Genomic DNA, 24990 nt, shown 5'->3' on the forward strand with positions numbered 1-24990 from the left:
CCGGGCTGCCTGCGCCACGCGGGTCTCGAGCGGGCGGTAGTCGGATGCACTTCGACGAAGCGATGGAGTGGGTCGTCCAGGGCTTCGAGGCCGGGGGAGTGCTCGTCCTCGTCGTCGGCTCGCTGGTCGCGCTGGCCTCTGCCGCCGTGGCCTGGCGCCGGTCCGGCGGATCGGTGGCCTACCAGCGGGCGCGACAGGGGGTCGGTCGCGCGATCCTGCTCGGCCTGGAGTTCCTGATCATCGCCGACATCGTGCTGACCATCACCATCGAGCCCACGCTCGAGAGTGCCGTCGCCCTCGGCCTCATCGTCCTGGTGCGCACCTTCCTCAGCTTCTCCCTCGCGATCGAGCTGGAGGGCGTCCCACCCTGGCGGCGCAAGGCCGTCGAGCAGAGCGAGTCCACCTAGCTCGGCGGCCAGTCCGGCCCGGCCGCGGCCGCGTGCCGAGCGGCCGCGCGTCGGACCTTCGAGGCGAGCAGGGACGCGGCGGTGGCGACGAAGACGACGTCGAAGACCATCTGGACGAGCACCACGATGCGAGCCGCCTGCCCGACGGCGTGCACGTCGCCGTACCCGATCGTGAGCATCGTGGAGGCCGAGAAGTACAGGCCGTCGACCCTCGTGTGCAGGCCCTCGACCTGGTCGGGCTGGTGGACCTGGAGGGCGTAGAACGCGAACGCGAACGCGACCAGGACGGTGACGATGGCCGCGACCAGTCCGTCGATGCGGCGGTCCCCGTCGAGAGCGGCCAGCCGGAGCTGAGCCCGCAGCCCGGCGGCGAGAGCGACGAGCAGCAGCACCCCGAGAAGACCCCGGACGACGACCTGGGTCGGCGGTTCCGTGTTCACCGGCACCAGGAAGTACAGGGCCAGGATGAACCCGAGGATGCCCAGCAGCCGCAGCCAGCGTGCCAACCCCACGGCCCGGGTCCTATCCCGCTGACGCCGGATGCCGTCCACGGGCCGAGCGGAGCGTGAACGCGGCGACGACGGCCAGCAGGCCGATCGCGAACAGCCAGAGGCAGGCGACGAGGACGAACACTCCGAGCGACAGCTCCGGGTAGATGAGCAGGAACCCGCCGGCGAGGACGCTGAGGAGGCCGGTGGTGAGGTCCCAGCCGCGCCGGCCCGGGACCGGCGAGACGAGCGCGCCGATGATGTCGATGACCCCCGAGACCAGCCACCAGGCGCCCAGGAGGATGCCGATGGCCACGACTGTCTGCAGCGGGTCCCGCAGACACAGCAGGCCGACGATGAGGGCGAGGGCACCGGACAGCCCCATGAGCGCTCGGATGCCGCCGTCGAGCGAGCTGGTCCCGACCGCGGCGACGATCCGTACGACGCCCGAGACGAGGAACTGGATGCCGACCAGGACCGCGCAGACCTTGAGTGTCTCGTCCGGCCAGGCGGCCAGGACGACTCCGATGCCGAGCGTCATGACGCCGTAGGCCAGCACCAGGCCCCAGTGGTCCGCGAGCCGGTTCAGGCCCGGCGGCACCGCGCCGTACGGGAGCGACCGGGTCTCGTCCGGGGACGCCGCCTGGGCCTGCGATGACGCGACGTCGAGCGGGGACTGTGACATGGCGGCCTCCCGGAGGCGTGGCGACGGGGTTGCGGTCATCGTGCCCTCCGGTCGATCGGGTCACTTCGCCCGAAACGGGTGGACCGATCAGAGCAGGTGCAGAGCGCGGGCGACTGCGAGGGCTTCGCTGCGCCGGCCGGCCGCGAGCTTGGCGTACAGGCTGGACACGTGCGTCTTCACGGTGTTCTCCGAGACGAACAGGTTCGCGGCGATGTCGGCGTAGGTGGAGCCGCGGGCGAGCTCGTGGAGAACGTCACGCTCCCGAGGACTCAGGACCGGGCGCACCCGGGACCGGGAGACGCGGTCCCGCTCGCGTGGGGTGGCCGTGCTGACGGCGTAGACGGAGGTGACGTCCGGACGGGTGGCCGCGGCCTCCGCGAGCTCGCGGAGCCAGGCCGAGGTCGACCGTTCGACGGCCTGGGTCAGGAGGGAGGCGACGGGCGTGCCGTGCCTGGTCCAACCGAGGAACGGCACGGCGTTGCGCCGGACGGCCGTCGCGGTGGCAGCCTCCTGGATCCGGCGGAGGGCGGTCTCGTGCTCGCCGAGCGCGTCGAGGGTCTGTGCCTCACAGACCAACGCGAGCTCGCGACTGGCCGGCTGGGCGTAGGCCATGTCCCCGGCCGCTGTCCCGAACAGGGACGCGGCCTTGCGCAGGTCACCGGCGAGGTCCGCGCGCAGCCCGGCGACCAGGGACGCCTCACCCAAGGCTCGCAGCGCCAGGAGCTCGGCTTCGAGATTCCTCAGGGTGTCGCTGTCCGACGCCAGTGCTGCGATGAAGGAGCGCTCGATCAGCGTCACCGCATTCAGGTGGTCGGGCAGCTGGTCCAACCCCGTGGGCAGGTCCAGAGGTGCCTCGAGGATCTGCTCGGCCTGCGACGCGGAGCCGGCCTGCAGGGCCAGGCGCGCGTCGCGCATCCGCATCCAGAACCGGGTGCACAGGTCGGCCGCGTGCACCGGTGTCGGTGGGGCGGCCGGCTCGATGGGTCCGTCGTTCCACGGCAGGTCGATGAGCCCGGCGAAGAGCATGACGAGGCTGGCCCGTGAGAACGCGAACTGCGGTCGCCACGGCAACGCCGCTCCGAGCATCCCCATGGTCTCGGTGGCCAGCTCTCTCCCGGACTGCTCCCGGCCGGCCATGTACTCGGTCATGGCGAGATGGCTGGCGGCAGCGATCGTCAACGCCGGCAGGCTCCGGGTCCGGCTCAGTCCGACGGCCGTGGTCAGGTTCACCTGAGCGTGGACGAGGTCCCCGGTCCAGTTCTGGGTGATGCCGAGCTCGGTGAGCAGGTGCGGCATGACCTCGTCGTTGCCGCCGTTTCGGTGGGACTCCAGCACGACCCGCTGCGCGTGGCCGACCGCCGCGGAGAGCGACTCGAGGCCGAGCCGGGCGCGCATCAGGCGGATGCACGCGACCCGCCCGCTGCTTGCTCCCTGGTCCTTGAGGGTGCGGTCCATCCAGTGCCGGGCGGACTCGACGTCGCCGTTCAACCAGCGTTCGACGGCGACCGGGAACCAGGTTCCCGGGCGGTCGGCCACGGCGGCCGGGTGGGCGCGGACGAAGCCGGCGATGGCGACACCCTGCCCGCGCATCACCATGGTGATGCCCTCGCCGGCGAGGAGGTCGGCGGCTCGGCCGGGCTCGTTGATGGCGACCAGACGGTCGAAGGCGCGACTGGTCTCGCCTCGCTCGATGTCGAGGTTGACGGCACGCGCGACGGTGGAGCGCGCCTGGGCGACGTCGACGCCCCCGACGACCAGACGCCGACGAATCACCTCGGCCAGCAACGGGTGGATCTGGTAGCGCGGGTCATCGACGGCAGCCGCTCCCAGCGGGGTACGACGGCCGCCACCGTCGTCGTGACCGTCGGGCCAGACGCGGGTCACCAGGAGGCCCGTCGTCTCCAGGTCGTCGAGGACCTCCCCGGCGTGCGGGTCGTGAGACAGGTGACGGGCGGTCGAGACCGAGACCTCCTTCTCGTGCGCGATGCACAGCAGCACGTGGCGCTCTCTCGGCCCCAGGGCGGAGAACACCTCGCTGGCCACCCGATCGGCGACCCGGGCGTCGACTCCGGCGTACCGGCGGGCCGCGGCCGCCGGATCGGGGGTGGCGGCGACGGCTCGCGCCATCAGGACCACGGCGGCACACCATCCGTGGGCGTGCTCGGTGATGGTCTCGATGACCTCGGGGTCGTCGGACCGGGCGTGCGCGGCGACCATCGCCGCGGACTCCGTCTCGTCCATGCGCAGGACGTCGCCGCGCAGGACGGTGAGGTGGCCGAGCAGCTCGGGCAGCAGCCGGCTCAGCGCGAGGTCCCACCGGCTCAGCAGCAGGACATGCAGTGAGTCCGGCTCCTGGTTCAGGCGCTCGTCGAGCAGGCGTACGGCGGACGGCGGCAGCTGGTGGGCGTCGTCGATCACCAGCAGCCGGGGCCTGGTCGGCGGTGCTTCGACGTCGGAGGAGGCCCGCTGCGGAGCTGCGGCGAGCTCCAGGAGACCCGCTAGGCGGTCGCCGTGCCAGCTGGAGTCGCCGGTGACCCACAGTGCCTCACCGGGGGGTGCCTCCGGTACGGCATGCTGCTGCAGCCAGCCGCCGACGCCGAGGGTCTTTCCGGCGCCGGCGGGCGCGACCACCAGGGTGGCCGCAGCCTGGGTGCCCTGGTCCAGCTGGGCCCAGAAAGCGGGGCGGGGGACGTAGGTCCGGGGCAGTCGCGGTCCGCGGTGAAGCGGCGTCTGGGTGGGTGGGGAAATGTGCACGGGAAGCCCTTCGCCGTCGCCGGCCGGCACGCAACTGCCCGATGCGTCCCCCCAGTGCGTCGGAGCCCGCCACATGCCGGGTCAACACAGTGGTCACACATGGTCACGACTCCCGCCCCCGAGCCGTCGCCAGCCAGGGCCCCATCCCTGATGTTCCCGAGAGTAGGACGGTTCCGCGTCGAAGTCACCCCTGCGTCAGGTGAAGTCCTCGGTCGGTGCTCAGCGCCCTGACGCGCGGTCGGTGGCCATGACCTGGCTGCACAACGCCCAGATCACGAACACGTCGAACGTGAGCACGACGATGGACCAGAACGGGTAGTACGGCAGGAAGGCGAAGTTCGTGATGGCGCTGAGCGTGGCGATGGCGACGCCGAGCAACAGCGCCCAGGTCTGTCCGGCGAGGATGCCGATTCCGGTCACGAGTCCGATGACCCCGAGGATGAGATGGATCCAGCCCCAGGTGGTGATGTCGAACTCGTAGGTGTACTCGACGCCGCTGACGAAGACGGTGTCCTCGGCAAGGGCAGCGATGCCCTGGAGGATCTGGAAGATCGCGACGGTGGCCAGCATGACGCCGGCGAAGGCGGTGGCGCCGACCGCGACCAGGCCCTTGGTCGACTTCTCGTAGGCCCGTCCGGTGGCGTGCGTGGTCATGGCTTCTCCTTCGTGGTGGTCGACGAGCGGCGGTCGGGTCACTCGGTCGCGAAGACCCCCCGCAGGGCGGCCTCCTGGTCATCGCTGAGGTTGGTGAAGATGAGGTCGTCGGGCTGGTGGTCGGCGAACGCGGCCTTGACCTTGTCGACCACCGCGTCGGAGGTCATCACGAAGAGGGCGGACGTGCCGGGGGTGACCTGGTCACGGACCTTGGTGATGAACGCGTCGTCGATGCCCGCGTCCCTCAGCGACCCTGCCAGCGCCCCGGTCGCGGCACCGAGCGCGGCTCCGAGCAGCGGGACGAAGAAGATGAGACCGAACAGCAGACCCCAGAACCCTCCGCCCAACGCACCGGCGCCGGTGGTCGAGGCGAGCTGGCGCGTCTTCGGCTTCCTCTGGCCCTCCGCCCACGAGACCGTCGCGGCGTCGTGAAGGGTGAGGATGCCCTCGCGGGCGAGGTCCTGAAGGGTCTGCGAGGCCTGCTCGGCCCCGTCGGGGCTGTCGAACTTCCAGACCGTGAGGGTGGCTTGGGCCATGACCGCGCTCCTGGTGTCGGGTGTCGGGTTCACGCCGAGTTCACGCCGGGGCCCGGCTGGGCGGCTCACCCGTTCCTGGTGAACGGCGTAGAGAACATCTCGCGGCGGAGCTAGGAGCGCGCGCTGCGCCCGCAGTTCCCCCGGAAGGGGTGACCACCAGCGGCCGCGGCACCCCTAGCGTCACGGCTCCCGGGCTGGCGGCGACGGCCGCCACCCGAGGGCGGCAGCTGGGCAGGAGGAGCGGTGGGCGAGGTCATCGGTGAACTGCTCCCCGTCGCGTTGGGGGTGGCCATCTCGCCGGTGCCCATCATCGCCGTCATCCTGATGCTCCTGGCACCGCACGCGAAGGCCGCATCGGTCGCGTTCTGCGCCGGGTGGGTGCTCGGCATCAGTGCCGTCGTCACCATGGTCGCCGTGGCCGTCGACCCGGTCGACGATTCCGAGTCCGGTGACCCGTCAACCCTGGCGAGCGTGCTGAAGATCGTCCTCGGCGCCGCGGCGGTCCTGCTCTCCGTCAAGAGCTGGCGCTCCCGGCCGCGGGGGGACGAGGAGCCGACGATGCCGAAGTGGATGAGCGCCGTCGACACCCTCACGGCCACCAGGGCCCTGGGGCTCGGCGCGCTGCTGTCCGCGGTGAACCCGAAGAACCTCACCCTGTGCCTGACCGGCGGCGTCATGATCGGGTGCGGGGCACTCTCGGCGGGCGAGCAGGTCGCCGCCGTCGTCGTCTTCGTCGTCATCGGCTCCTGCACGGTCGCCCTTCCGGTGCTCGGCTACCTGACGGCGCAACAGAGGATGCAGCAGCCGCTCGACGACCTACGTCAGTGGCTGACCGCCCACAACGCGGCTGTCATGGCCGTCCTCCTGCTCGTCATCGGCGTCGCCGTCGTCGGCAAGGGCGTCGCTGGACTCTGAGCATCGGCGGAGCTCTGACCGGGCCGGGGATCGATGAAGGGAAGCACGATGGCGAGGATGATGATCCGGGTGGACGCGGAGGTGTCCGACGAGCTCGCCAGCGCCTTCCCGTACCTGACGCCTCGCCACCACCGGGCCCAGACGACGTTGGTCGGTGAGCTCGCCGATCAGGAGGAGCTGCAGGGCGTCCTGAATCTCCTCAGCTCACTGGGGATCCCCGTCATCGAGGTGCTGACCATCCCCAACGACTGATCCGCGGCAGATGACCAGGGTCACTCGGTCACTCGGAGGGCAGGGTGCGGTCGGTGTCGGCCGTGTGAGCGTCGCGCACCACGACGACCGGGCACGGCGAGTGCCGGACCAGCTGGTCGCTGACCGAGCCGAGCGCCAGGCCGCGGAAGCCACCCAGGCCGCGGGCTCCGACGACCAGCAGGTCGGCATCGGCAGCGGCTTCGAGCAGCTTGTTCGCGGCCGGCCCGCGGACGGCGGAACACTCGATGTCCACGTCGTCGACCTCCGCGGCAAGGCGAGCGCAGTCGGCGCGCAGGTCATCGACGACGGCAGCCTCGAAGTCCTCCAGCGGTGGGACGTAGCCGAGGGTCTGGGAGCTGGGGCGAGGTGCGGTCTTCATGGTCCAGGCGCGCACGACCCGGAGTCGTCCCGAGACGGCTCGTGCGTGGTTCAACGCCCACCGGAAGGCGGCGTCGGCGGGCCGGGACCCGTCGTGGCTGACGACGATGAGGGGCCGCCTGATGTCCATGCCCCGATGGTCCGCGCGATCCACCCGTAGCGGGGTCACCTAGTTCGGGTGACCCGACCCACGGGCCGAGGCCGACCGACTGACCCGTCGTCCGGGTAGGGGCGAAATCCCGCTCGCCGTCGCCCGGCAGCGGGAGTAGCGTGCTGCGCATCGACGGCCCCTGCGAGGGAGTGCGGCCATGGACCCCGACCCGGTCATCCTGCTGGCGACGACCGACCCGGTCTCGCGCGAGATCCTCGGCGGCGAGCTGCGTCGCCGCTACGGCGGCGACTACGAGGTGATCGTGTGCGCGGACTACGCGCACGCTCGCGCGATCCTCGAGGGGCTGCGCCGGTGGGGGAGAGCGGTCGCGCTGGTCATCGGCTACTACGGGCCGGACGACCGCGACGGCCTCGACTTCCTGCGCCGGGCCTATGCCCTGCAGCCCTCCGCGAAGCGGGCCGCGGCCGTGACCTGGGGCGACTTCGCCAGCGCCGCGCCGGTCTTCGCGGCGATCGCTCACGGCCACGCGGAGCTCTCGCTGGTGCGCCCGGAACGACCTCGGGACGAGGAGTTCCACGGCGCGGTCACCGACGCCCTCGACGACTGGAACCTCGCCCAGGGGCTCGGCTTCGAGGCGGTGCGGCTCATCGGCGAGGCCCGCGACGAGCGCACCTTCTCGTTGCGCGACTCCTTCGGGCGCAACCACATCCCGGTCGGGTTCTACCCCGTCGGCACCGACGCGGCCCGGCGGATGCTCGAGTCGCTCGACCTCCACGACCCGGAGCTGCCGGTCGTCGTACTGGCCTTCACCAGCCCGCCCACCGTGCTGGTCGACCCGACGGACCTGGAGATCGCCGATGCCTTCGGCCTGATGGCCCCGCTTCCGCTCGACCGGGTCTTCGACGTGGTCGTCGTCGGTGCCGGCCCGGCCGGTCTCGCCGCGGCGGTGTACGCCTCCTCGGAGGGCCTGTCGACCCTGGTGATCGAGCAGCAGGCCGTCGGCGGGCAGGCGGGCACGAGCTCGCTGATCCGCAACTACCCCGGGTTCTCGCGTGGGGTGAGCGGGGCCCACCTGGCCTACCGCTCCTTCCAGCAGGCCTGGGCGTTCGGCACCGAGTACTCCTTCATGCGCCAGGTCCAGGGTCTGGAGGCCGACGGCCCGCTGCATCGCGTGACGATGTCGGACGGCAGCGCGGTCCGAGCCCGCAGCGTGGTCGTGGCGACCGGGGTCGACTACCGCAGGCTCGACCTTCCCGAGGTCGACGAGCTCATCGGTCGGGGCGTCTACTACGGCGCCGCCGTGTCCGAGGCGCCGTCGATGGTCGGCCAGCAGGTGTGGGTGGTCGGGGGCGGGAACTCCGCCGGGCAGGCCGCGCTCCACCTGGCCCGCTACGCACGGCACGTGACGCTGCTGGTGCGGGGCGCGAGCCTGGCCGCCAGCATGTCCGACTACCTGATCGCCCAGATGAAGGCGACGCGCAACCTCAGCATCCGTTACCACGGGGCCGTCGTCGGAGCACGCAGCGTCGACGGCTGCCTCGCGGAGATCACGGTGGGCGACACCCGGGCTACCGATCCGGCCGAGACCGAGCAGCTCGAGGCCGCCGGGCTCTTCGTGCTCATCGGCTCGATCCCTCGGACGACCTGGCTGCCCGACGCCGTGCACCGCGACGAGGCCGGGTTCGTGCGTACCGACGGGCACAGCAGCCTGGCCCTCGAGACCAGCCTGCCCGGCACCTTCGCCATCGGTGACGTCAGGTCCGGCTCGATCAAGCGCGTCGCCACCGCGGTGGGTGACGGGGCGACCGTGATCTCGGTGCTGCACAGGTACCTCGCCGAGCACCCCCGACCGGTCGTGACGAGCGCGAGCGGTGATGCGGCCGCCGAGTGAGCGGGCCGTCGTGTCACCGGCGCTGCGACGCCTGCTCCTGGTGGCCGCCGCCCTGGTCTTCCTCGCGGGTCTCCAGCTCTTCGTGTTCCCCCTCCGCACCGCGGACTGGTTCGCTTGGACCATCGCGCCCCCGATGACGGCGGTGTTCCTCGGGGCGGCGTACTGGTCGAGTGCGGTGCTGGAGGTCGCCGGTGCACGGGCCGCCGGCTGGGCGCAGGCCCGGCTGGCGGTCGGGAGCGTGCTGGTGTTCACGACCCTCACGCTGGTCGTCACGCTGATGCACCTCGACCGTTTCCACCTCGGCTCGGACCACCCGAGCGGCGCTCGGGCGATCACCTGGGGCTGGCTGGCGATCTACACGGTGGTCCCGGTGGCGTTGACGGCGGTCGGGGTGCGCGAGCTCGCGCGTGCGCGCGACGGCACGGACGCCCCGGCGCGCACGCCGCTGCCGAGGGCGTTGCGGACGCTCCTGATCGCGCTCGGGGTGGTGCTGACCGGCGTCGGGGTGACGCTGCTCGTCGCGCCCGACACCGCGTCGACCCTGTGGTCGTGGCCGTTGACCCCGCTGACCGCCCGCGCCGTCGGCGCCTGGCTCGTCGGGCTCGGGTGGGCCGCCGGGCACGCAGGCCTGGTCGACGACGCGGTCTCGGTCCGGCCGGTCGGGTGGACCGGGGTCACGTTCGTCGTCCTCCAGGCCGTGGCCCTCGCCCGGCACGGCGGCGACCTCTCCCGGGGAGCCGCCGCGGCCGGGTACGTCGTGGGTCTGCTCGCCGTGGGTACGGCGGCCCTCTGGATCCTCCTGCTGCGACCCGATCGGCGCCCGGCGGCGTAGCTCAGGTGCCGAAGAACCCGGTCATCCGCACCAGGAGGCCGCTGTCACCGACCTCGCCGATGTCCGTCGAGACCTTCCCCGGATCCTGCCCCGGCCGCACCAGACGCCACTGGAACAGCACGACGCCGTGGTGGTGGTTGAGGCCGCCGACCAGCTCGAGGTGGGCGCCCGGCCGCCTCGACATGACACCGCCGATGTGGTCCGACAGGGCGTCCCGGCCCCGGGTCCTCACGGTCGGATCGAGGTAGACGCCGGCTTCGTCCCAGCACTGGGCCAGGAGGGAGGCACGGGCCTCGCCGTCGGTCTCGTTCCAGGCGCGGAGGTAGGCGTCGACCAGGGCGTGGATCCGCTCCGCCGGGACGATGACCGCCCCGACCGGCTTGGGCGTCCTACGTGTGCGGGTCATCTGCGCTCTCCCAGATGCTGGCTCGTGCTTGAGCAGGAGCGTAGCCGTCGTCAGCGGTTGACCTCCTTGAAGACGCGCAGCATCGTCCGGACGTGACGGTGACCGGGTGCGGCGTGGTCGGCCGGCAGCTGCAGGAAGCCGTTGAAGCCGTCGACGTCGTCGAGGTCGACGTCGGTGAAGCCCATCGACCAGTCGGGGAAGGCCCGCTCGGTGACGGGGTCGCGGAGCACCTCGATCAACCCGGTGTGGCGAGGATCGGTCCGGATCGCCCCGTAGACCCGGTCGACCGCGTCGTCGGGGCCCTCCAGGGTCTGGATGATGTTCCCGCCGCTGTAGAGCAACAGCCCGGTGAGGCCGAGCTCGACGTTGCGGGGGCGGACGGCGGCCATCAGCTCCACCAGCTGGGTGGCCGACATCAGGCGGGTGGCAGAGCTGAGGTAGGTAAGCGAGAGCATGGTGACTCGATCATGCCTGGTCGCCGTACGGCGGTGGTGGTCGCGCACCCACACGTGAGCCGATTAGCAGATGTGACCGGCGACTGCAACACTCGGGCCAGACACCCGGGGGGGTTTCCTCCTGTCTACCTCACCCCCGGACTTCGTGGCACTCGTACTCACCAGGCTGTGACGCCGCTCCGGCTCTACTCGGAGAGTGCCTATGTTCCGTCGAATCCGTACAACAACGCCCTTCGCGGTCGTGGCTCTGACCGCCGCCCTGGTCCTCGCGATGAACGGCCCCGCCTCGGCTGCCCAGCCCCAGGTCGGTCTCGGGACCGCGGCGCCGTTCGCCGTGCTCGCGGGCAGCACCGTCACCAACACCGGGCCGTCGGTGATCTCCGGCGACGTCGGTGTCAGCGCGGGTTCCCAGGTCGTCGGCTTCCCCCCGGGGATCGTGAACGACGGCACCATCCACGCCGCGGACGCGGTCGCAGCGCTGGCCCAGGACGACCTCACCACCGCGTACGACGACGCCGCCGGCCGCGGCCCGGTCGTGGACCAGACCAGCCAGGACCTCGGCGGTCAGACCCTGATCCCCGGCGTCTACGACGCCGCGAGCGCGATGGCATTGACCGGCACCGTGACCCTGGACGCGCAAGGAGACCCCGACGCGGTCTTCGTGTTCAAGGCAGGCTCCACCCTGATCACCGCCAGCGGCAGCCGAGTCGCCCTGGTCGGCGGGGCCCAGGCGTGCCACGTGTTCTGGCAGGTCGGGAGCTCGGCCACGTTGGGCACCTCGAGCGACTTCGTCGGCACCGTCCTCGCGCTGACCTCGATCAGTGCGCAGACCAGGGCGGTGGTCCTCGGTCGGCTGCTCGCGCGCAACGGCGCCGTCACGCTGGACACGAACACCATCACCCGACCGGGGTGCGCCGCGCCGACGGTCGTGTCGACCGCGACGCCCTCGGGTGGGCCGAGCGCGACCCCCGGTGCCACGCCTTCGACGACCCCGTCCACGGGCGACGGCACCCCCGGTGACGGCACCCCCGGTGACGGCACCCCCGGTGACGGCACCCCCGGTGACGGCACCCCCGGTGACGGCACCCCCGGTGACGGCACCCCCGGTGGCGACACCCCCGGAGGCGACACTCCCTGGGTGCCGGTGGGACATCCCGGGACCGGCAGCCACCCGACTCCGGTGTCGGGTGACGGCTGGCTGATGCTCGGCCTGCTGTGCCTCGGTGGCGCCGGCGCCACCGCGATCGTCGGCTCCCGCAGCACTCGGCGTAGACGGGTATGAGCGTCCGCGGGCCCGCCGGGCGGTCGTCCACCACCTGGCGGGTCCTCGCGGCCGGGCTTGCGCTGGCCGGTGCGGTGAGCATGGTCATCTGGGCCGACCGGTCGTCCGACCCGGACACGGATCCGGACGCGGACCAGGGCTCCGTGAGCACACCCGCGGTCGCCGCCCCGGCGCCGGTCGACAGCGCTCCGGTGGTTGCTCCGGCCCCGGTGCGGGTCACGATCCCCGACATCGACGTCAGCTCGGCGCTGGTGCGACTGGGCCTGCAGGACAGTGGCGAGGTCGAGGTTCCCCAGGAACCGCAGGATGCGGGCTGGTACCGGCTCGGCACCCGTCCGGGCGCGGTCGGGTCGGCCGTCATCCTCGGCCACGTCGACTCCGTGGACGGCCCGGCCGTGTTCTTCCGGCTCAAGCAGCTGAGCCGGGGCGCCCGGATCGAGGTGGCCCTGGAGGACGGCACCACCGCCACGTTCGCCGTCCGGTCGGTGCGGACGTACGCGAACGAGGACTTCCCGGCCCAGCGCGTCTACACCTCGCACGGCCGCCGCGAGCTGAACCTGATCACCTGCGGCGGCGCGTACGACGCGAGCCGCGGTGGCTACCAGGCCAACGTCGTCGTCAACGCCCACTGGGTCGCCGGCGCCCGCACCTAGGGACGCCGGCGTCCCTCAGTCGAGCAGGTGGTCCAGGGCCCTCCCCATCACCTCGTTGCGGGCCGCCGGCGTCGCGATCCCCTCGAACCCGAAGCCCATCAGCAGCGAGTCGGGCGTCGTGATCGCGGCTCCGACCGGGAAGCCGCTGGCGTCGGTGGCGATCCAGTCGTTGGCGTTCGGAGCGCTGCCGGCAGGTGCGCCCGGCGTGGCCCAGCCGTCCAGGCCGGTCTCGAACGACGTGGTCGTCCCATCCGGATACGTCACGTCGTCGACGAAGGCACCGAGGTTCTGGGTGCCCCAGTCGCTGGCGTAGGTGATGGACAGCTCCACCTCCGACCCTGCCCACGCGGCGAGGTCGACGCTCCAGTTCTGCCAGCCCGCGGAGTTGCCGGATGCCGCGTGCCAGACGCCCGTCGTACCGGTGGGGGTGCAGGTCTCGGTCGCCTCGTCGAAGGTCTGGTAGTGGTCGAGCTGCGGGTGCAGCTCGCGCCAGCCCGCGGCACAGCTGTCGCCGGTCTCCTGGGTGGTGTGCCCGTTGGCGTCGGGCAGCGTCGTCCAGTCGTCGCCGCCGGGCGTGCGGGCCTCGACGAACGCGAAGTCCCAGGCGCCCTCGGTGTCGAAGGAGGTCCAGAAGTCCAGCGAGCCGCCGCCGGCCGGCACGGTCACCGTCCGGGTGAGCCGCTTGTACGACACGTCGGCGATCTGGCTGTACACGAACTGCTCGCCGGTGTGCGGCTCGAAGGGCCCGCCCGGCTTGCTCCACCGCGCCGACGGCCAGCTCTCGAACTGCGGGAACTCCTCCTTCGGCAGGATGCCGCTGGTCGCGATGAACGACGACGTGGCGTCCTGGTTGTCGGCCGAATCGGGTCCGTTCATCGACCAGGCGAGGTCCGTGAACGGGGTGTCGAGGCCGGCGACGTCGTGCACGTTGCCCTCCTCGTCCAACCCGTCGCCCGGGATGGCGAGGTAGCCGCCGAACCAGTACTGCAGCACGTCGTTGGTGCCGTCACCCGAGCCGCGCAGCTGCAGGCACCGCCGCGGATCGACATCGGCCGGCAGCGGCGCGCAGGCGATCGTCCCCTGCGGGTCGTAGAGCTGGGTGCCGAGGTTCCCGGTGAACTGCTCGCCGGCCTGGTTGCCGGTGTACATCACCTTGCCGCCCTCGTTCATGAAGGCGCGGAACTCCAGCATCTGGTCGAGCGCGAGCCGGTCCACGTTGCCGGCGCCACGGCCCGCGGTGCGGGTCACGACGTCGTCGCCGGTGTACCAGATCGCCGCGTCGTAGTGGCTCAGCACGCCCAGGGCGTCGGGGGCCACGCGGCCCTGCGCGTCCACGTCGTACACGTCGGCCTGCTGGCCGTTCGCTGCCAGGGCGTCGAGGTAGTAGTCCAGGTAGTGCGGACCGGGGGTCTGCACGGGGGAGGCGCCCGTGTAGTCCTCGGCGGCCACCACGAGCACGCGCTTCTTGGACTCGGACACTGCCCGGTAGGTGAAGGACGGGCTGCGCTTCCCGCGCGCCTCGAACCATACCTTGACCGAATCGCCGGGCTTGGTGCCCCGGACGGTGCCGCGGACCTGGTGGTAGTGGGTCGAGGTCATGCCGAAACGTTCGCCGCCGTCCCACTCACGGGTGCGGGAGGAGTGGGTACGACCGCCGTTGACCCTCCACTTCGCCGTCACCCGGCCCAGGCTGCGCTTGGCCAGTACGGCGACCGGCTGGGGGTCGCCGTACGACTTGGCGAAGCTCAGCTGGACGGCCGGGAGGCCGGCCTTGTAGGCGTCGTCGCTGTCGAGGTAGAAGGGCTTGGTCTCGATGCCGACCGTCGACTTCGGGTCGTCGGGGTCCTTCGCCGAGGCGGCCACGGAGCGGGCGAAGGGCAGGTTGCGCTCGAACTCCTCCTGGACCAGCGCCTCGTCGTCGGGGAAGACGAAGCCGCAGGTCGGGCAGCCGGGGGAGAGCTCGGGCGTCCACGCGAGGGTGCCGGTGGCCTCCTGGGCGTAGCCGTCGATCTCGCCGTTGGTGACGTAGAGGACGTCGGACGAGAGGCCGGGGTGGAAGTCCTCGATGGCCGGGTTGTCGAGGTTGCCGGAGAGCGCGTAATAGATCGGGTCGTCCGCGGTCGGGGTACCGATCTGCCAGCCGTCGTTGTAGAGCAGCCAGCGGCCGTTGGAGTGGTAGTTGACCATGAACTCGGCGCGGGCCCGCTTGAACAGCCGCATCGCCGCCCGGGTCTCCGGCTCTGAGGCCGCCGACGGGCCGCGATAGGTGTCGCTCGACGGGATGGGGGAGGAGCCCTCGTTGTCGTAGCCCCAGTGAGAGGGGAAGTTGCGGTTCGGGTCGACGCCGTCGCCGACCTGGGTGACCCCGTCGCCGTTGTTGTCTCGCAGGTTCTTCCGCCACAGCCGCTCGTGGTCGAACGTGTACTGGTAGCCGTCGGGATTGAGCACGGGCACGAACCACAGCTCGGTGTGGCTCAGCAGCCTCCGCACCTTGCGGTCGCCGGACCGCCAGCCGTCGAGGTAGTCGTTCATCAGCCGCCGGGTGACCTCGGTCGCGATCCACTCGCGGGCGTGCTGGGTGGCGCTGTAGATCACCGCGGGGCGGGCCCCGTCCCGCTTGCGCCGCGCGCCGTCGGTCACCTTGAGGGCGAGGATCTCGCGGCCCTGGTAGGTGGTGCCGAGCTTGACGAGCTTCGCGACGCGGGGGTTGCGCCTGGCGGCCCGGACCAGCTGGTCGCGGATGCCGCCGGGCTCGTCGTACGACCGCCACACGTTGTAGCCGTTGACCGCCTGGGCGGCGGCGAACTGCCGGACCGTCTGACCGCCCTTGACCTTGGTCAGGCGCAGGTCGATGCCCTGCCCGCTCAGGTCCTCCGCCTCCTGGGCGGTCAGGACCAGCTCGACCTGCGAGGTCTCACCGGTCGGGTGCGCCTCGGTGAGGTCGTAGCCCTGCTGGGCCAGGCTGCCGAGCTGGTCGGCCGTCACCTGCCGGGCGGTGTACGCGTCCAGCCGCTGATCGCTGGCCGCGGCCGTCGCTGCGGCGGTAGCCGAGGGAGGCGCCAGGCCGACCCCGAGGGCGGCGACGACCGCCGCTGCAATGAGACAGGACGCGAGTCGACGCATGAGGACCTCCCGAGTGGATGTGACCCACGACACAATGCCACCGCCGGGGCGGGGCCGGGAAGAGCACAAATGCGGTATCTGGCGCCGGGTCAGACGCGGCCCGTGGTGCTCCATGCGGCCACGGCGTCGTGCGGTCCGGGGTCGAGGGCGACCAGGTACCTGCCCCGGACCGGACGGCCCGAGAACGACGGGGTGACGTCGACGCCGGCGGTCTGGTCGAGGGTCAGGTCGCCCAGCTTGACCAGCACCTCCTTACGGACCCACAGCTCGGCGAAGGCGCGCGGACGATCGGCCTGGTCGTCCAGCCAGACCCGCTCGCCGGCGGCGAGCGCGCCGAGCGGCAGCGCGCCGGTGCGCAGTGCGGCCAGGGACTCGAGGTCGACGGCGCACGGATCATCGTCGACGATGGCGGCGACCAGGCCGGCGGAGTGTGACCAGGCGACGTGCACGTCCAGGCCGACCACCACCGGGCGGCCGTGCGGACCTGCGCAGCGGGCGCAGGTCTGGGAGAACCGCACGTCGTCCGGCTCGGCGCCGGTGTGGTGCGCGACCAGCGCTCGCGCCAGCACCCGGCTCGCCAGGTAGTCGCGCCGGTCCTCGGGACGGTGGAGGCGGTCGGCGCGGGCTCGCTCCTCGGGGGTGGTCGCGACCGGGCCGGCCGCGAGGACGTCGACCGACGTCGCGATCAGCGCGTGTCGGTGGACCGGTCCCATAGGTCCATGCTCTCGCGGAGGGCCCGGGCCACCTCGCCGACCAGCGGCTCGCGGACCAGGTCGGGGTGGGTCCCGGGCAGCACGCGCACGTCCAGCGTGCCCTTCACGTACGGCGCCCAGCCCTGGACGTCGAGCCAGGTTTCGCTGCGCGGGGCGCCGGCGACGAAGGCCAGCACGTCGCCGGCCAGCACGCCGTGCTCGGAGGTGCGCACCAGGGTGGCACTCGTCACGACGTTGCGCATCGTGGCCTCGACGACCTCGCCCGGCAGTGCCGCGAACGCACTGCCCTCCTCGGCCAGCAGGGTCGCCACCCGGGTGCGGTCGAGCAGCTCGTCGGCGGTGACCCGGTGCTCGGCGCCCGCCATCCGCAGCAGGGCCCGCAGCGTCTCGGCCTCGTCCGGCACCGGCAGCGAGCGCCACTGGTCGCTCGGGTAGGAGTCCATCAGGGCGACGACCCCGACGTGCTGCCCCTCCTCGGACGCCATCGCCGCGACGGTGTGGGCCGCCATCCCGCCGATCGACCAGCCGACGAGGTGGAACGCGCCGTCACCGACGACCTCGCGGATCAGGGCGAGCTGGGCGCGCGCGAGGTCGCGCAGGTCGGCGGGCGGCGGCGCGGTCGAGCCGTCGAGTCCCTCGGCCTGGAGCGCGTGCACGGGCCGATCGGGGGAGAGGTGCGGCAGCAGCGCCGAGTAGCACCAGCCGAGACCGCCGGCCGGCGGCAGCGCGAAGAGCGGCGGCCGACCGGGGCCGGGGCGCAGGGTGAGCACGGGGTCCGTGTCGCGACCCCTGGAGTGCGTGCCCGAGCGTCGCGCGCGGACCAGCGCGGCCAGGGAGCGCGCGGTCGGAGCCGCGAAGACGTCCGCGAGCCGGAGCGGCACGCCGACGAGCGGCTCGAGCCGGGCCACGAGGCGCAGCACGAGCAGTGAGTGCGCGCCGAGGGTGAACACGTCGTCGTCGAGCCCGGCCGGGAGCCCGAGGAGGTCGGAGAGACACGCCACCACGTGCTGCTCGACGAGGTCGCCGGGCACGCTGGTCCGCGGCGTCGCGGTGGGGGACGGGCGCAGCGCCTCGAGCGCCCGCCGGTCGACCTTGCCGCTGCCGCCCAGCGGGAGCTCGGCGATCTCGTGCACCACGCTCGGGACCAGGTACGCCGGCAGTCGCGTACGGGTCGCCTCCCGCAGAGCATCGGTGTCGAGCCTGGCTCCCGGGCGCGGCACCACGAACGCCTCGAGCCGCACGTCGTCGCCGACCGTGACGGCGAGCGCCGTGGCGGAGAGGACCCCCGGGTCGAGGGCGAGGGCGGCCTCGACCTCGCCGGGCTCGACCCGCTGGCCGCGGATCTTCACCTGCTGGTCGCGGCGGCCCTCGTAGAGCAGCGCCCCGTCGGAGCGCCAGCGGGCGAGGTCGCCGGTGCGGTACATCCGCTCGCCGGGGTGGAACGGGTCGGGCCCGAACACCTCTGCCGTGAGGTCCGGCCGGCCGGCGTACCCCTCGGCGAGCTGGACCCCGGCGAGGTGCAGGTGGCCGACGACTCCGACGGGCACCGGGGCGTCGTCCTCGTCGAGCACGTAGCAGCGGGTGCCGGGCGTGGGCCGGCCGATCGGCACGACCTCGTCGTCCACGGACGTCTCCCAGGCGGTCACGTCGACCGCGGCCTCGGTCGGCCCGTAGAGGTTGGCCGGGGTGACCCCGAACGCCGCCCCCGACCGGACGACGAGATCGTGGGTCAGCGCCTCACCGCTGCACACCAGGTGGCGCACGCGCCGCGGGTGCCCCGCGAGCCGCCGTACCGAGGTGTCGTCGTCGAGGAAGGCCCGCAGCATCGACGGCACGAAGTGCAGGACGTCGACCCTCTCGTCGACGATCAGGTCGGCCAGGTAGCGGGGGTCGCGGTGCCCTCCGGGCTCGGCGACCACGATCCGGGCGCCCACCTGGAGCGGCCAGAACAGCTCCCACACCGACACGTCGAAGGTCGTCGGGGTCTTGTGCAGCACGGTGTCGCCGCCGCCGACGGGGTAGCGGTCCTGCATCCAGCGCAGCCGGTTGTCGATCGCGCGGTGCGTCACGACGACGCCCTTGGGACGGCCGGTCGAGCCGGACGTGAAGAGCACGTACGCGGGGTCGTCGAGCGCCGGCGGCCCGCCGGGAAGTGGCCGGTGCGCGGAGTCCGGAGCCACGTCCTCGGCCCGGTGCGCGGCGAGCAGCTCGGGTGTCAGTACGACGACCGCACCGGCGTCCGCGACCAGGTCGGTCACTCGCTGCTCGGGAGTCTCGGGGTCGATCGGCACGTAGGCGGCCCCGACCCGGTGGGCGGCCGAGATCGCGGCGAACAGGTCCAGGCTTCGGGGGAGCGCGACGCCGACGTGGCGCCTCGGCCCGGCACCGGCGGCCAGCAGCAGCGGCACGAGCCGGTCCGCCTCGCGGTCGAGGTCGGCGTAGGTCCACGTGCCCTCGGGGGCGCTGAGCGCCACCGCGTCGGGCGTGCGGTCACGCTGCTCGGCGAACGCCTCGGGCAGGGTGCGGGCCCGCCCCGACGGCGGAGCCGACGCGTTGAAGCCGTGGACGACGAGCGCGTGCTCCTCGTCGTCGAGCAGCGGCAGGTCGGCCACGAGCGTCGACGAGTCGGCCGCGGCGAAGGTGCGGGTCCAGGTGAGGAGCCGGCGCGCGGTGGTCGCGACGACGTCGGCGTCGTACAGGCGGGGGTTCGCGTCCACCTCGAGCCACACCGGACGACCCCGGCCGGGCATCCCGCGCACGGTCCAGGTGATGTCCTCGACGGGACCCGGGACCAGGTTGGCCACGGCGCCGGTGACGCCGCCGCCCAGGTCGAGGACGGTGTCGAAGGGCATCAGGTTGACCTGCGGCCCGAAGAGCTGGGTCGGCTCACCCGGCCGGGACCGGAGCGTCCGGGCCAGGTCCTCCTGGCGCACGTGGGCGCCGACGCGCAGGTCGGCCAGGCCGTCGCGCACCTGGGCGACGGTCTCGGCGATCGTCAGCCCGCGCGCACCGACCTGCAGGGGAAGGACGTTCATCGCCGTGCAGACCGTGCTCGCGGTGAGGTGGCTCCCGGTGCCGACCGTGAAGCGGTTCATCAGGGGTACGCCGATCCGCACCGCCTCGGGGCGCGACGGACAGAGCCGGGCGAGGTACGCCGCCAACGCCGCCTGCAGGACGTCCGTCCACGCCCCGCCACCGCGTCGGCCGGCCCCGACCCACGCCGCCTGGACGTCGTCGGGCACGGCGAGCCGGTGGCGCAGCGGGACCGGTGCGGGATCGGCGACGGCGCCGGCGAGGGAGGTGAGGCTGGTCATCGCGGCGAGCCGGGCGTCCCACACGGCGGGGTCGACCGGGCGGGCGAGATCCTCGCCGACCAGGTCCGCCAGCCGGGGCGGGGAGACCGGTTTCGGGGTGCCACGCAGGTGCTCGGCCACCCGGCGGGCGAGCATCAGGAAGCCGAACCCGTCGGTGACGACGTGGTGGGCGGCGTGGAACCACCAGCTCGTCCCCTGGTCAGCGACGTGCAGGACCGCCGACCGGACCACGTCTCCGGCGTCGAGCTCCATGGGCTGGGCGATCCGTCGCCTCATCCAGGCCTCCGCCTCCGCGGCGTCCGCGACGGCGACCTCCTCGGTCACCGACGGCGACCCGGACAGGACCTGTTGCACGGGACCGTCGGGGGAGGACCGCAGGCGCACGCGCAGCTGCTCGTGCTCGGCGTACGTCGCCCGCAGGGCGTCGGCGACGGCCCGGGCGTCCAGGCGGCCGGAGGCGCGGACCACCTCGGCGCTCGTGCACGCGGGACTGCCCGGGTCGAGCTCGTGGGCGAAGAACAGTCCGCGCTGGGCGGAGGTGAGCGGGAGCCAGCGGTCGGTCACGCGAGCACGGACATCCGGTCGAGCAGGAAGCCGACCGTGCCGTCGGCGGCGAGCTCGCCGAAGTCGACGTCGATCCCGTGGTCGGCGAGCTCGTCGAGCAAGGTGAAGCACCGCAGCGAGTCGAGCCCGGACTCGAAGAGGTTGCTCGACGGGTCGGCGACCAGCGCGAGCCCGACGGCCGGGTCGCCGAGCAGATCGGCCAGGCGCGGGGCCAGCCACGCCTCGGGGGAGCCCAGGGCCGGCGGAGCGATGGCGACACCCAGCCCCTCGAGCAGCCGGTCGACCGAGGTGACGACGCCGCCGGTACTGGCGACCTGGTCGAGCGCGCGGTCGTGCTCGATCGCGCCGAAGTCGGCCACGGCGTCCTCCGGAACGAACGGCTCGATGTCGCGCATCAGCGCGTCCAGCGCCGTCGCCTGCACCCCGATGTGCGCGTAGATGCCGGTGACGACGAGCTGGTCGCGACCCTCGGCGGCGAGCCACTCCTCCAGCGGGCTGCGCACGAACGCGCTGTAGCGGTGCTTGACGAGGACCTGCTCGCCGGCCAGCGGTCGAAGCGGGTCGATGATGTCGACGTCGGCCGCCGACGCCCCGATCCCCGGCCCCCACAGCCCGGTCAGCAGACCGCGCGACGCCGGATCCTGGGCACCGGGCTGGGCGGTGAAGACCACCGGTACGCCGACCCGCCGGGCCTGCTCGAGGAGCCGGGCCGTGCCGTCCACGGCCTCGACGTACGCCGGGCAGTCGGCGGCGTACGGACGCACGAAGTAGCGCTGCATGTCGTGCACGAGCAGCACGGCGCGCGCGGGGTCGATCTGCCAGGGTGCGCGGTTGACGCGCTGTCGTAGCGGGCGTTCGTAGCTGATGGCGTGGGGGAGCGGCATCGTCGGACTCCGTTCGGTGAAGGTCAGTGGGGGTCAGTGAGGGGCAGTGGTCGCGGACGGGAGGTGGTCGAGCAGGGAGCGGCGCAGGGCCTGGCGGCTGGTCTTACCGACGCCGGTGCTGGGGAACGACGCGACCAGGCGGACGTCGTCGGGGATCTTGTAGGCCGCGAGCCCGAGACCGCGCAGGTGTCGCCGCAGCTCGTCGGCCGTCAGGTCCGTGCCGTCCTCGGGGACGACGAAGGCGCAGCTGCGTTCGCCGAGGTACTCGTCGGGCACCCCGACGAGGGCCGCGTCGTGGACGGCCGGGTGCGTGAGCAGGAGGTTCTCGATCTCCTCGATGGCGATCTTGTCGCCACCGCGGTTGACCTGGTCCTTGGCCCGCCCGGTCACCTGGAGGTGCCCGCTCGGGAGCCGGCGCACGAGGTCGCCGGTCCGGTAGAAGCCGTCGGAGGTGAACGACCGGTCGTGCTCGGCGTCGATACCGTAGTAGCCGCGGATCGTGTACGGCCCCCGGGTCAGCAGGTGTCCCTCCTCGCCGGCCGCGACGGGCACGTCGTGGTCGTCGACGACGAGCACCTCGTCGTCCGGCGAGATCGGCCGACCCTGGGTGGTCGTGACGAGCTCGTCGGGATCGTCGAGTCGGGTGTAGTTGACCAGCCCCTCGGCCATGCCGAAGACCTGCTGCACGCGTGCCCCCAGGACGGGCGCCACGCGGGCGGCGACGCTGTCGGCCAGGCGGGCGCCGCCGACCTGCACGACGTCGAGCGTGCCGAGGTCGGCGCGGGTACGCCGCGCCGTCGAGAGCCAGGCCTGGAGCAGCGGCGGCACCAGTGAGGCCATCGTGACGCCGTGGGTCTCGATCAACGCGAACGCGGTGCGGGGGCTCGGGTCGGGTGCGAGGACGACGGAGCCGCCGCGGTCGAGCACCCCGAGGATGCCGGGCGAGCTCATGGCGAAGTTGTGGGCCGCTGGGAGCGCGACGAGCATCGTCGTGTCGGCAGTGACCTCGCAGATCGTGGCCGACTCGCGCACCGAGTAGAGGTAGTCGGCGTGGGTGCGGGGGATCAGCTTCGGCGTACCTGTGGTCCCGCCCGAGACCTGGAGGAAGGCGACCTGCTCGGCGTCGTCCTGGGTGGGCACGGTCCCGGACACGTGCGGCGCCGGAGAGGCGGGCGGGTCCTCGACGTCGAGGACGGCGTGCGCGCCGAGCGCGGACGACATGCCCGCGAAGTCGTGGCCCCAGCGGGTGCCCGCGACGACATGGGCCGCGGCGTCGGTCAGCCGGAGGAAGTGCCCGATCTCGTGCTCGCGGTGCGCGGGCAGCGCGAACACCGGCAGCGCGCCGAGGCGGAAGCAGGCGAAGATGCTGACGACGAAGTCGACGGTGTTGGGCAGCTGGACGACCACGCGGTCGCCGGCGACCACACCGCGCGCGCCGAACCAACCGGCCCAGGCACCCACCTCGGCCACCAGGTCGTCGTACGTCAGCTCGACGACGACCCCGGGCGTGGCGGCCCGGGCGCCGACGAGGGCGACGCGGTCACCGAAGCGGGCGGCCCGGTCGACCAGGAACGAGTCGAGCGTCTCGGGCTGCCAGTAGCCGGCCCGGCGGTAGCGCAGGGCTGCGTCGGCGGGCCAGAGCGTCACCGGGAGCAGCGGGCTGCGGGGCGTCACAGGCCGACCCCCCGCAGCATCGTGCGCAGCTTGGCGCCGGTCTCGGCGGTCTCCGAGGCGGGATCGGAGCCGGTCACGATGCCCGCTCCGGCGAACAGGTCGAGGCGGTGGTCGTGAAGCAGCCCGGCCCGGATCGTGACGACGAACGTGCCGTCGCCGTCCCGGCTCGTCCAGCCGACGGCCCCGGTCATCGGACCGCGCGGCGGCTCGAGCGCCGCGACCAGCTCGCGGGCGCGCTCGGTCGGCGTACCGCAGACCGCGGGTGTGGGGTGCAGCAGCTGGGCGAGGCCGAGGGCGCCCGGCGCGAGGTCGGGCCGGTCCAGGTGGCCGCGGACGTCGGTGGCCAGGTGCCACATCGAGTCGGTGGCGACCAGGGTCGGGGCCGGCACCGACAGCTCCGTGCACGCGGGCCCGAGCGCGGCCGCCACGGACTCGACGACCAGGCCGTGCTCGGCGCGGTTCTTGGCCGAGTCGAGGAGCTCCTCGGCGGCGAGGCGGTCCTCCTCCGGCGTACGGCCGCGGGGTGCCGAGCCGGCCAGCGGCAGCGCGCGCACCGAGCGGCCCCGGCGCGAGACGAGGAGCTCGGGGCTGGCGCCCACCAGGTACGACGACTCCTCGGTGGGGGCGAGGGTCGCGGGCACGGGGACGGCGAAGAGCCGCGCGAGCCCCGCGGTCCGGGCCAGCCCGGCGACCACCTCGGAGCGGGTCAGCGCCGGCTCCAGCTCGAGCCGGAGCCAGCGGCCGAGCACCACCTTGCGGAGCTCCGGCTCGCGCTCGAGATGCTCGAGGGCCCGTGCCACCGAGCGTGCGTACGCCGTCGCGGAGGGGTGCTCGTGGCGACGCACCCGGTGCGGCGTGGTCGGCCCGGGGCCGAGCCCGGTCACCGCGCGGCGCTGCTGGGAGGCGGGTACGACGAAGGTGGCCGGGTCGTCGCCGCGGAAGCTGAGCGCGCCGACGGCGCACTCGTCGTCCGCGAGCCGGCCCCGGACCTCCGCGTCGAGATCGGGGTCGTCGCTGCGTCGGGTCGTGACGACGTCCCGGACTCCCCAGCCCACGATGGCAGAGTCGGCGCCGCCGAAGACGACGGAGGGCTCACCGGTGCCGGCGACCCGGTCGGTCGGGTTGAGGTCGAGCGGGCTCAGGTCGGGCTCCCGGATGCTCACAGGCTCGCCCCGCCGTCGACCCGGATCCGCTGCAACGTCACGTGCCGCGCGCGGGGGGAGAGCAGGAACGCGACCATGTCGGCCACGTCGTCGGGGCTCGCCAGTCGCCGCAGCGGGATGCCGAGCCGGTACGACGCGGGGTCGCCCTCGATCGCGGCGGCGACGCCGGCTGCGGGGTCGGGCCACAGGTCGCGCTGCATCGACGTGTCGGTCGACCCGGGCTCGACGACGTTGCACCGGACGCCCACCTCGGCGAGCTCGAGCGCGGCGCACCGGGCGACGGCCGACGCGGCGGCCTTCGAGGCGGCGTACGCGATCATGCCCGTGCGCGGGACGTCGGCGGCGTTGGAGGACACCACGACGACGGCCTCGAGCGAGGCGTGAGCGGCGGCCGCGCGCAGCGTGCGGAAGGTGCCCCCGGCGTTGACCGCCAGGTGGGTGTCCCAGGAGTCGTCGCTCGTGGTGGTCAGGCCACCGGGTCTCAGCACGCCGGCCGCGGCGACGACGTGGGTGAGCGGACCGAGCTCGACGACGATGCGGTCGAGCGCACCCTCCACGCCACCCGCGATGGCGACGTCGCCGGTGAGGGCCAGGCAGCGCGCACGGTGCTCCTCGGTCAGCGACGCCGCGAGCGTGCGCAGCGCGTCCTGGTCCAGGTCGAGGACACCCACGGCGTAGCCGTCGGCGAGCAGCAGTCGGGCGACGGCGGCCCCGATGCCACCGGCGCCGCCGGTGACCAGGGCGACGCGTCGAGCGGACTCCGGCATGTTCATCAGTGCGCAACCTTCGAACGTCAGACGATAGTTAGGTGAGGCTACCCAACTCCGCCCCGAGGAGGTCCTGGGGTGTCCCGAA

Annotated in this window: 22 protein-coding genes; 7 read left to right on the top strand and 15 right to left on the bottom strand. The window is 73.0% G+C overall.

All coding sequences use genetic code 11. The features are described 5' to 3' along the window. Positions 1–44 precede the first annotated feature (44 nt). A complete protein-coding gene (locus tag MUB56_RS16420) occupies positions 45–407 on the top strand; it encodes a DUF1622 domain-containing protein (RefSeq protein ID WP_244928088.1) in 363 nt (120 codons plus the stop codon). Here the strand turns inward: MUB56_RS16420 and MUB56_RS16425 are convergent. From MUB56_RS16425 to MUB56_RS16445, 5 genes are all read right to left on the bottom strand, one after another. Further along, complete coding sequence (locus MUB56_RS16425) at positions 404–919, bottom strand: potassium channel family protein (protein ID WP_244928089.1); 516 nt, start codon at positions 917–919, stop codon at positions 404–406. The genes MUB56_RS16420 and MUB56_RS16425 overlap by 4 nt on opposite strands. A 10-nt stretch (positions 920–929) precedes the next feature. After that, positions 930–1580 carry a DUF308 domain-containing protein gene (locus tag MUB56_RS16430; protein WP_244928090.1) on the bottom strand — a complete coding sequence of 217 codons (651 nt, stop codon included), beginning with the start codon at positions 1578–1580 and terminating at the stop codon, positions 930–932. Between the two features lie 87 nt (positions 1581–1667). Next, positions 1668–4334, bottom strand: coding sequence for a LuxR C-terminal-related transcriptional regulator (locus MUB56_RS16435; protein ID WP_244928091.1), 2667 nt, complete (start codon positions 4332–4334; stop codon positions 1668–1670). 219 nt (positions 4335–4553) lie between these two features. Then, complete coding sequence (locus MUB56_RS16440; protein WP_244928092.1) at positions 4554–4988, bottom strand: hypothetical protein; 435 nt, start codon at positions 4986–4988, stop codon at positions 4554–4556. Between the two features lie 38 nt (positions 4989–5026). After that, on the bottom strand, positions 5027–5524 hold the full coding sequence (locus MUB56_RS16445) for a DUF1269 domain-containing protein (protein WP_244928093.1): 498 nt from the start codon (positions 5522–5524) through the stop codon (positions 5027–5029). Between the two features lie 243 nt (positions 5525–5767). Between MUB56_RS16445 and MUB56_RS16450 the strand changes: the two genes are divergently transcribed. After that, positions 5768–6439 (top strand): GAP family protein, encoded by a 672-nt coding sequence (locus MUB56_RS16450; RefSeq protein ID WP_244928094.1) that lies wholly within the window; start codon positions 5768–5770, stop codon positions 6437–6439. 57 nt (positions 6440–6496) lie between these two features. Further along, positions 6497–6691 carry a hypothetical protein gene (locus MUB56_RS16455; RefSeq protein WP_244928095.1) on the top strand — a complete coding sequence of 65 codons (195 nt, stop codon included), beginning with the start codon at positions 6497–6499 and terminating at the stop codon, positions 6689–6691. A 28-nt stretch (positions 6692–6719) separates the two neighbouring features. On the opposite strand, the gene MUB56_RS16460 is transcribed toward MUB56_RS16455, so the two are convergent. Next, positions 6720–7199, bottom strand: a complete 480-nt coding sequence (locus tag MUB56_RS16460; protein ID WP_244928096.1) for a universal stress protein — start codon at positions 7197–7199, stop codon at positions 6720–6722. A gap of 178 nt (positions 7200–7377) precedes the next feature. On the opposite strand from MUB56_RS16460, the gene MUB56_RS16465 reads away from it, so the two are divergent. Both MUB56_RS16465 and MUB56_RS16470 read left to right on the top strand, forming a co-directional pair. Further along, a complete protein-coding gene (locus tag MUB56_RS16465; protein WP_244928097.1) occupies positions 7378–9072 on the top strand; it encodes an FAD-dependent oxidoreductase in 1695 nt (564 codons plus the stop codon). A 10-nt stretch (positions 9073–9082) separates the two neighbouring features. After that, positions 9083–9904, top strand: a complete 822-nt coding sequence (locus MUB56_RS16470) for a hypothetical protein (protein WP_244928098.1) — start codon at positions 9083–9085, stop codon at positions 9902–9904. Position 9905: 1 nt separating this feature from the next. Here the strand turns inward: MUB56_RS16470 and MUB56_RS16475 are convergent, their stop codons facing one another. Continuing rightward, positions 9906–10310 (bottom strand): nuclear transport factor 2 family protein, encoded by a 405-nt coding sequence (locus MUB56_RS16475; protein WP_244928099.1) that lies wholly within the window; start codon positions 10308–10310, stop codon positions 9906–9908. A gap of 50 nt (positions 10311–10360) precedes the next feature. Continuing rightward, positions 10361–10765, bottom strand: coding sequence for a BLUF domain-containing protein (locus MUB56_RS16480; protein ID WP_244928100.1), 405 nt, complete (start codon positions 10763–10765; stop codon positions 10361–10363). 241 nt (positions 10766–11006) lie between these two features. On the opposite strand from MUB56_RS16480, the gene MUB56_RS16485 reads away from it, so the two are divergent. Together MUB56_RS16485 and MUB56_RS16490 are read left to right on the top strand one after the other, a co-directional pair. Next, positions 11007–12047, top strand: a complete 1041-nt coding sequence (locus MUB56_RS16485) for an ice-binding family protein (RefSeq protein WP_244928101.1) — start codon at positions 11007–11009, stop codon at positions 12045–12047. Then, entirely contained in the window at positions 12044–12700 is a 657-nt protein-coding gene (locus MUB56_RS16490) for a class F sortase (RefSeq protein WP_244928102.1), read from the top strand. The genes MUB56_RS16485 and MUB56_RS16490 overlap by 4 nt, the downstream gene beginning before the upstream one ends. 15 nt (positions 12701–12715) lie before the next feature. On the opposite strand, the gene MUB56_RS16495 is transcribed toward MUB56_RS16490, so the two are convergent. The 7 genes from MUB56_RS16495 to MUB56_RS16525 all read right to left on the bottom strand — a co-directional run bounded on the left by MUB56_RS16495 (position 12716) and on the right by MUB56_RS16525 (position 24908). Next, positions 12716–15823 (bottom strand): M14 family metallopeptidase, encoded by a 3108-nt coding sequence (locus MUB56_RS16495; protein WP_244928103.1) that lies wholly within the window; start codon positions 15821–15823, stop codon positions 12716–12718. Between the two features lie 89 nt (positions 15824–15912). After that, entirely contained in the window at positions 15913–16536 is a 624-nt protein-coding gene (locus tag MUB56_RS16500; protein WP_244928104.1) for a hypothetical protein, read from the bottom strand. Then, positions 16509–20414 (bottom strand): amino acid adenylation domain-containing protein, encoded by a 3906-nt coding sequence (locus MUB56_RS16505; protein WP_244928105.1) that lies wholly within the window; start codon positions 20412–20414, stop codon positions 16509–16511. The genes MUB56_RS16500 and MUB56_RS16505 overlap by 28 nt, the downstream gene beginning before the upstream one ends. Further along, on the bottom strand, positions 20411–21298 hold the full coding sequence (locus MUB56_RS16510; RefSeq protein ID WP_244928106.1) for an isochorismatase family protein: 888 nt from the start codon (positions 21296–21298) through the stop codon (positions 20411–20413). Before MUB56_RS16510 ends, MUB56_RS16505 begins: the two co-directional genes overlap by 4 nt. 33 nt (positions 21299–21331) lie before the next feature. Beyond that, positions 21332–22972 carry an AMP-binding protein gene (locus MUB56_RS16515; protein ID WP_244928107.1) on the bottom strand — a complete coding sequence of 547 codons (1641 nt, stop codon included), beginning with the start codon at positions 22970–22972 and terminating at the stop codon, positions 21332–21334. After that, the gene (locus MUB56_RS16520; protein WP_244928108.1) at positions 22969–24135 is read right to left on the bottom strand and encodes a chorismate-binding protein; all 1167 of its coding nucleotides are present in this window, start codon (positions 24133–24135) and stop codon (positions 22969–22971) included. The genes MUB56_RS16515 and MUB56_RS16520 overlap by 4 nt, the downstream gene beginning before the upstream one ends. Next, complete coding sequence (locus MUB56_RS16525) at positions 24132–24908, bottom strand: SDR family oxidoreductase (protein ID WP_244928109.1); 777 nt, start codon at positions 24906–24908, stop codon at positions 24132–24134. Before MUB56_RS16525 ends, MUB56_RS16520 begins: the two co-directional genes overlap by 4 nt. Between the last annotated feature and the right edge of the window lie 82 nt (positions 24909–24990).

The sequence above is a fragment of the Nocardioides sp. W7 genome, from assembly GCF_022919075.1.
Lineage (GTDB): Bacteria > Actinomycetota > Actinomycetes > Propionibacteriales > Nocardioidaceae > Nocardioides.

Coding starts and splice junctions, on each gene's coding strand:
- MUB56_RS16420 (WP_244928088.1), top strand. CDS start 45: ATGCACTTCGACGAAGCGATGGAGTGGGTCGTCCAGGGCTTCGAGGCC.
- MUB56_RS16430 (WP_244928090.1), bottom strand. CDS start 1,580: ATGTCACAGTCCCCGCTCGACGTCGCGTCATCGCAGGCCCAGGCGGCG.
- MUB56_RS16440 (WP_244928092.1), bottom strand. CDS start 4,988: ATGACCACGCACGCCACCGGACGGGCCTACGAGAAGTCGACCAAGGGC.
- MUB56_RS16445 (WP_244928093.1), bottom strand. CDS start 5,524: ATGGCCCAAGCCACCCTCACGGTCTGGAAGTTCGACAGCCCCGACGGG.
- MUB56_RS16455 (WP_244928095.1), top strand. CDS start 6,497: ATGATGATCCGGGTGGACGCGGAGGTGTCCGACGAGCTCGCCAGCGCC.
- MUB56_RS16460 (WP_244928096.1), bottom strand. CDS start 7,199: ATGGACATCAGGCGGCCCCTCATCGTCGTCAGCCACGACGGGTCCCGG.
- MUB56_RS16465 (WP_244928097.1), top strand. CDS start 7,378: ATGGACCCCGACCCGGTCATCCTGCTGGCGACGACCGACCCGGTCTCG.
- MUB56_RS16475 (WP_244928099.1), bottom strand. CDS start 10,310: ATGACCCGCACACGTAGGACGCCCAAGCCGGTCGGGGCGGTCATCGTC.
- MUB56_RS16480 (WP_244928100.1), bottom strand. CDS start 10,765: ATGCTCTCGCTTACCTACCTCAGCTCTGCCACCCGCCTGATGTCGGCC.
- MUB56_RS16490 (WP_244928102.1), top strand. CDS start 12,044: ATGAGCGTCCGCGGGCCCGCCGGGCGGTCGTCCACCACCTGGCGGGTC.
- MUB56_RS16495 (WP_244928103.1), bottom strand. CDS start 15,823: ATGCGTCGACTCGCGTCCTGTCTCATTGCAGCGGCGGTCGTCGCCGCC.
- MUB56_RS16500 (WP_244928104.1), bottom strand. CDS start 16,536: ATGGGACCGGTCCACCGACACGCGCTGATCGCGACGTCGGTCGACGTC.
- MUB56_RS16510 (WP_244928106.1), bottom strand. CDS start 21,298: ATGCCGCTCCCCCACGCCATCAGCTACGAACGCCCGCTACGACAGCGC.
- MUB56_RS16525 (WP_244928109.1), bottom strand. CDS start 24,908: ATGAACATGCCGGAGTCCGCTCGACGCGTCGCCCTGGTCACCGGCGGC.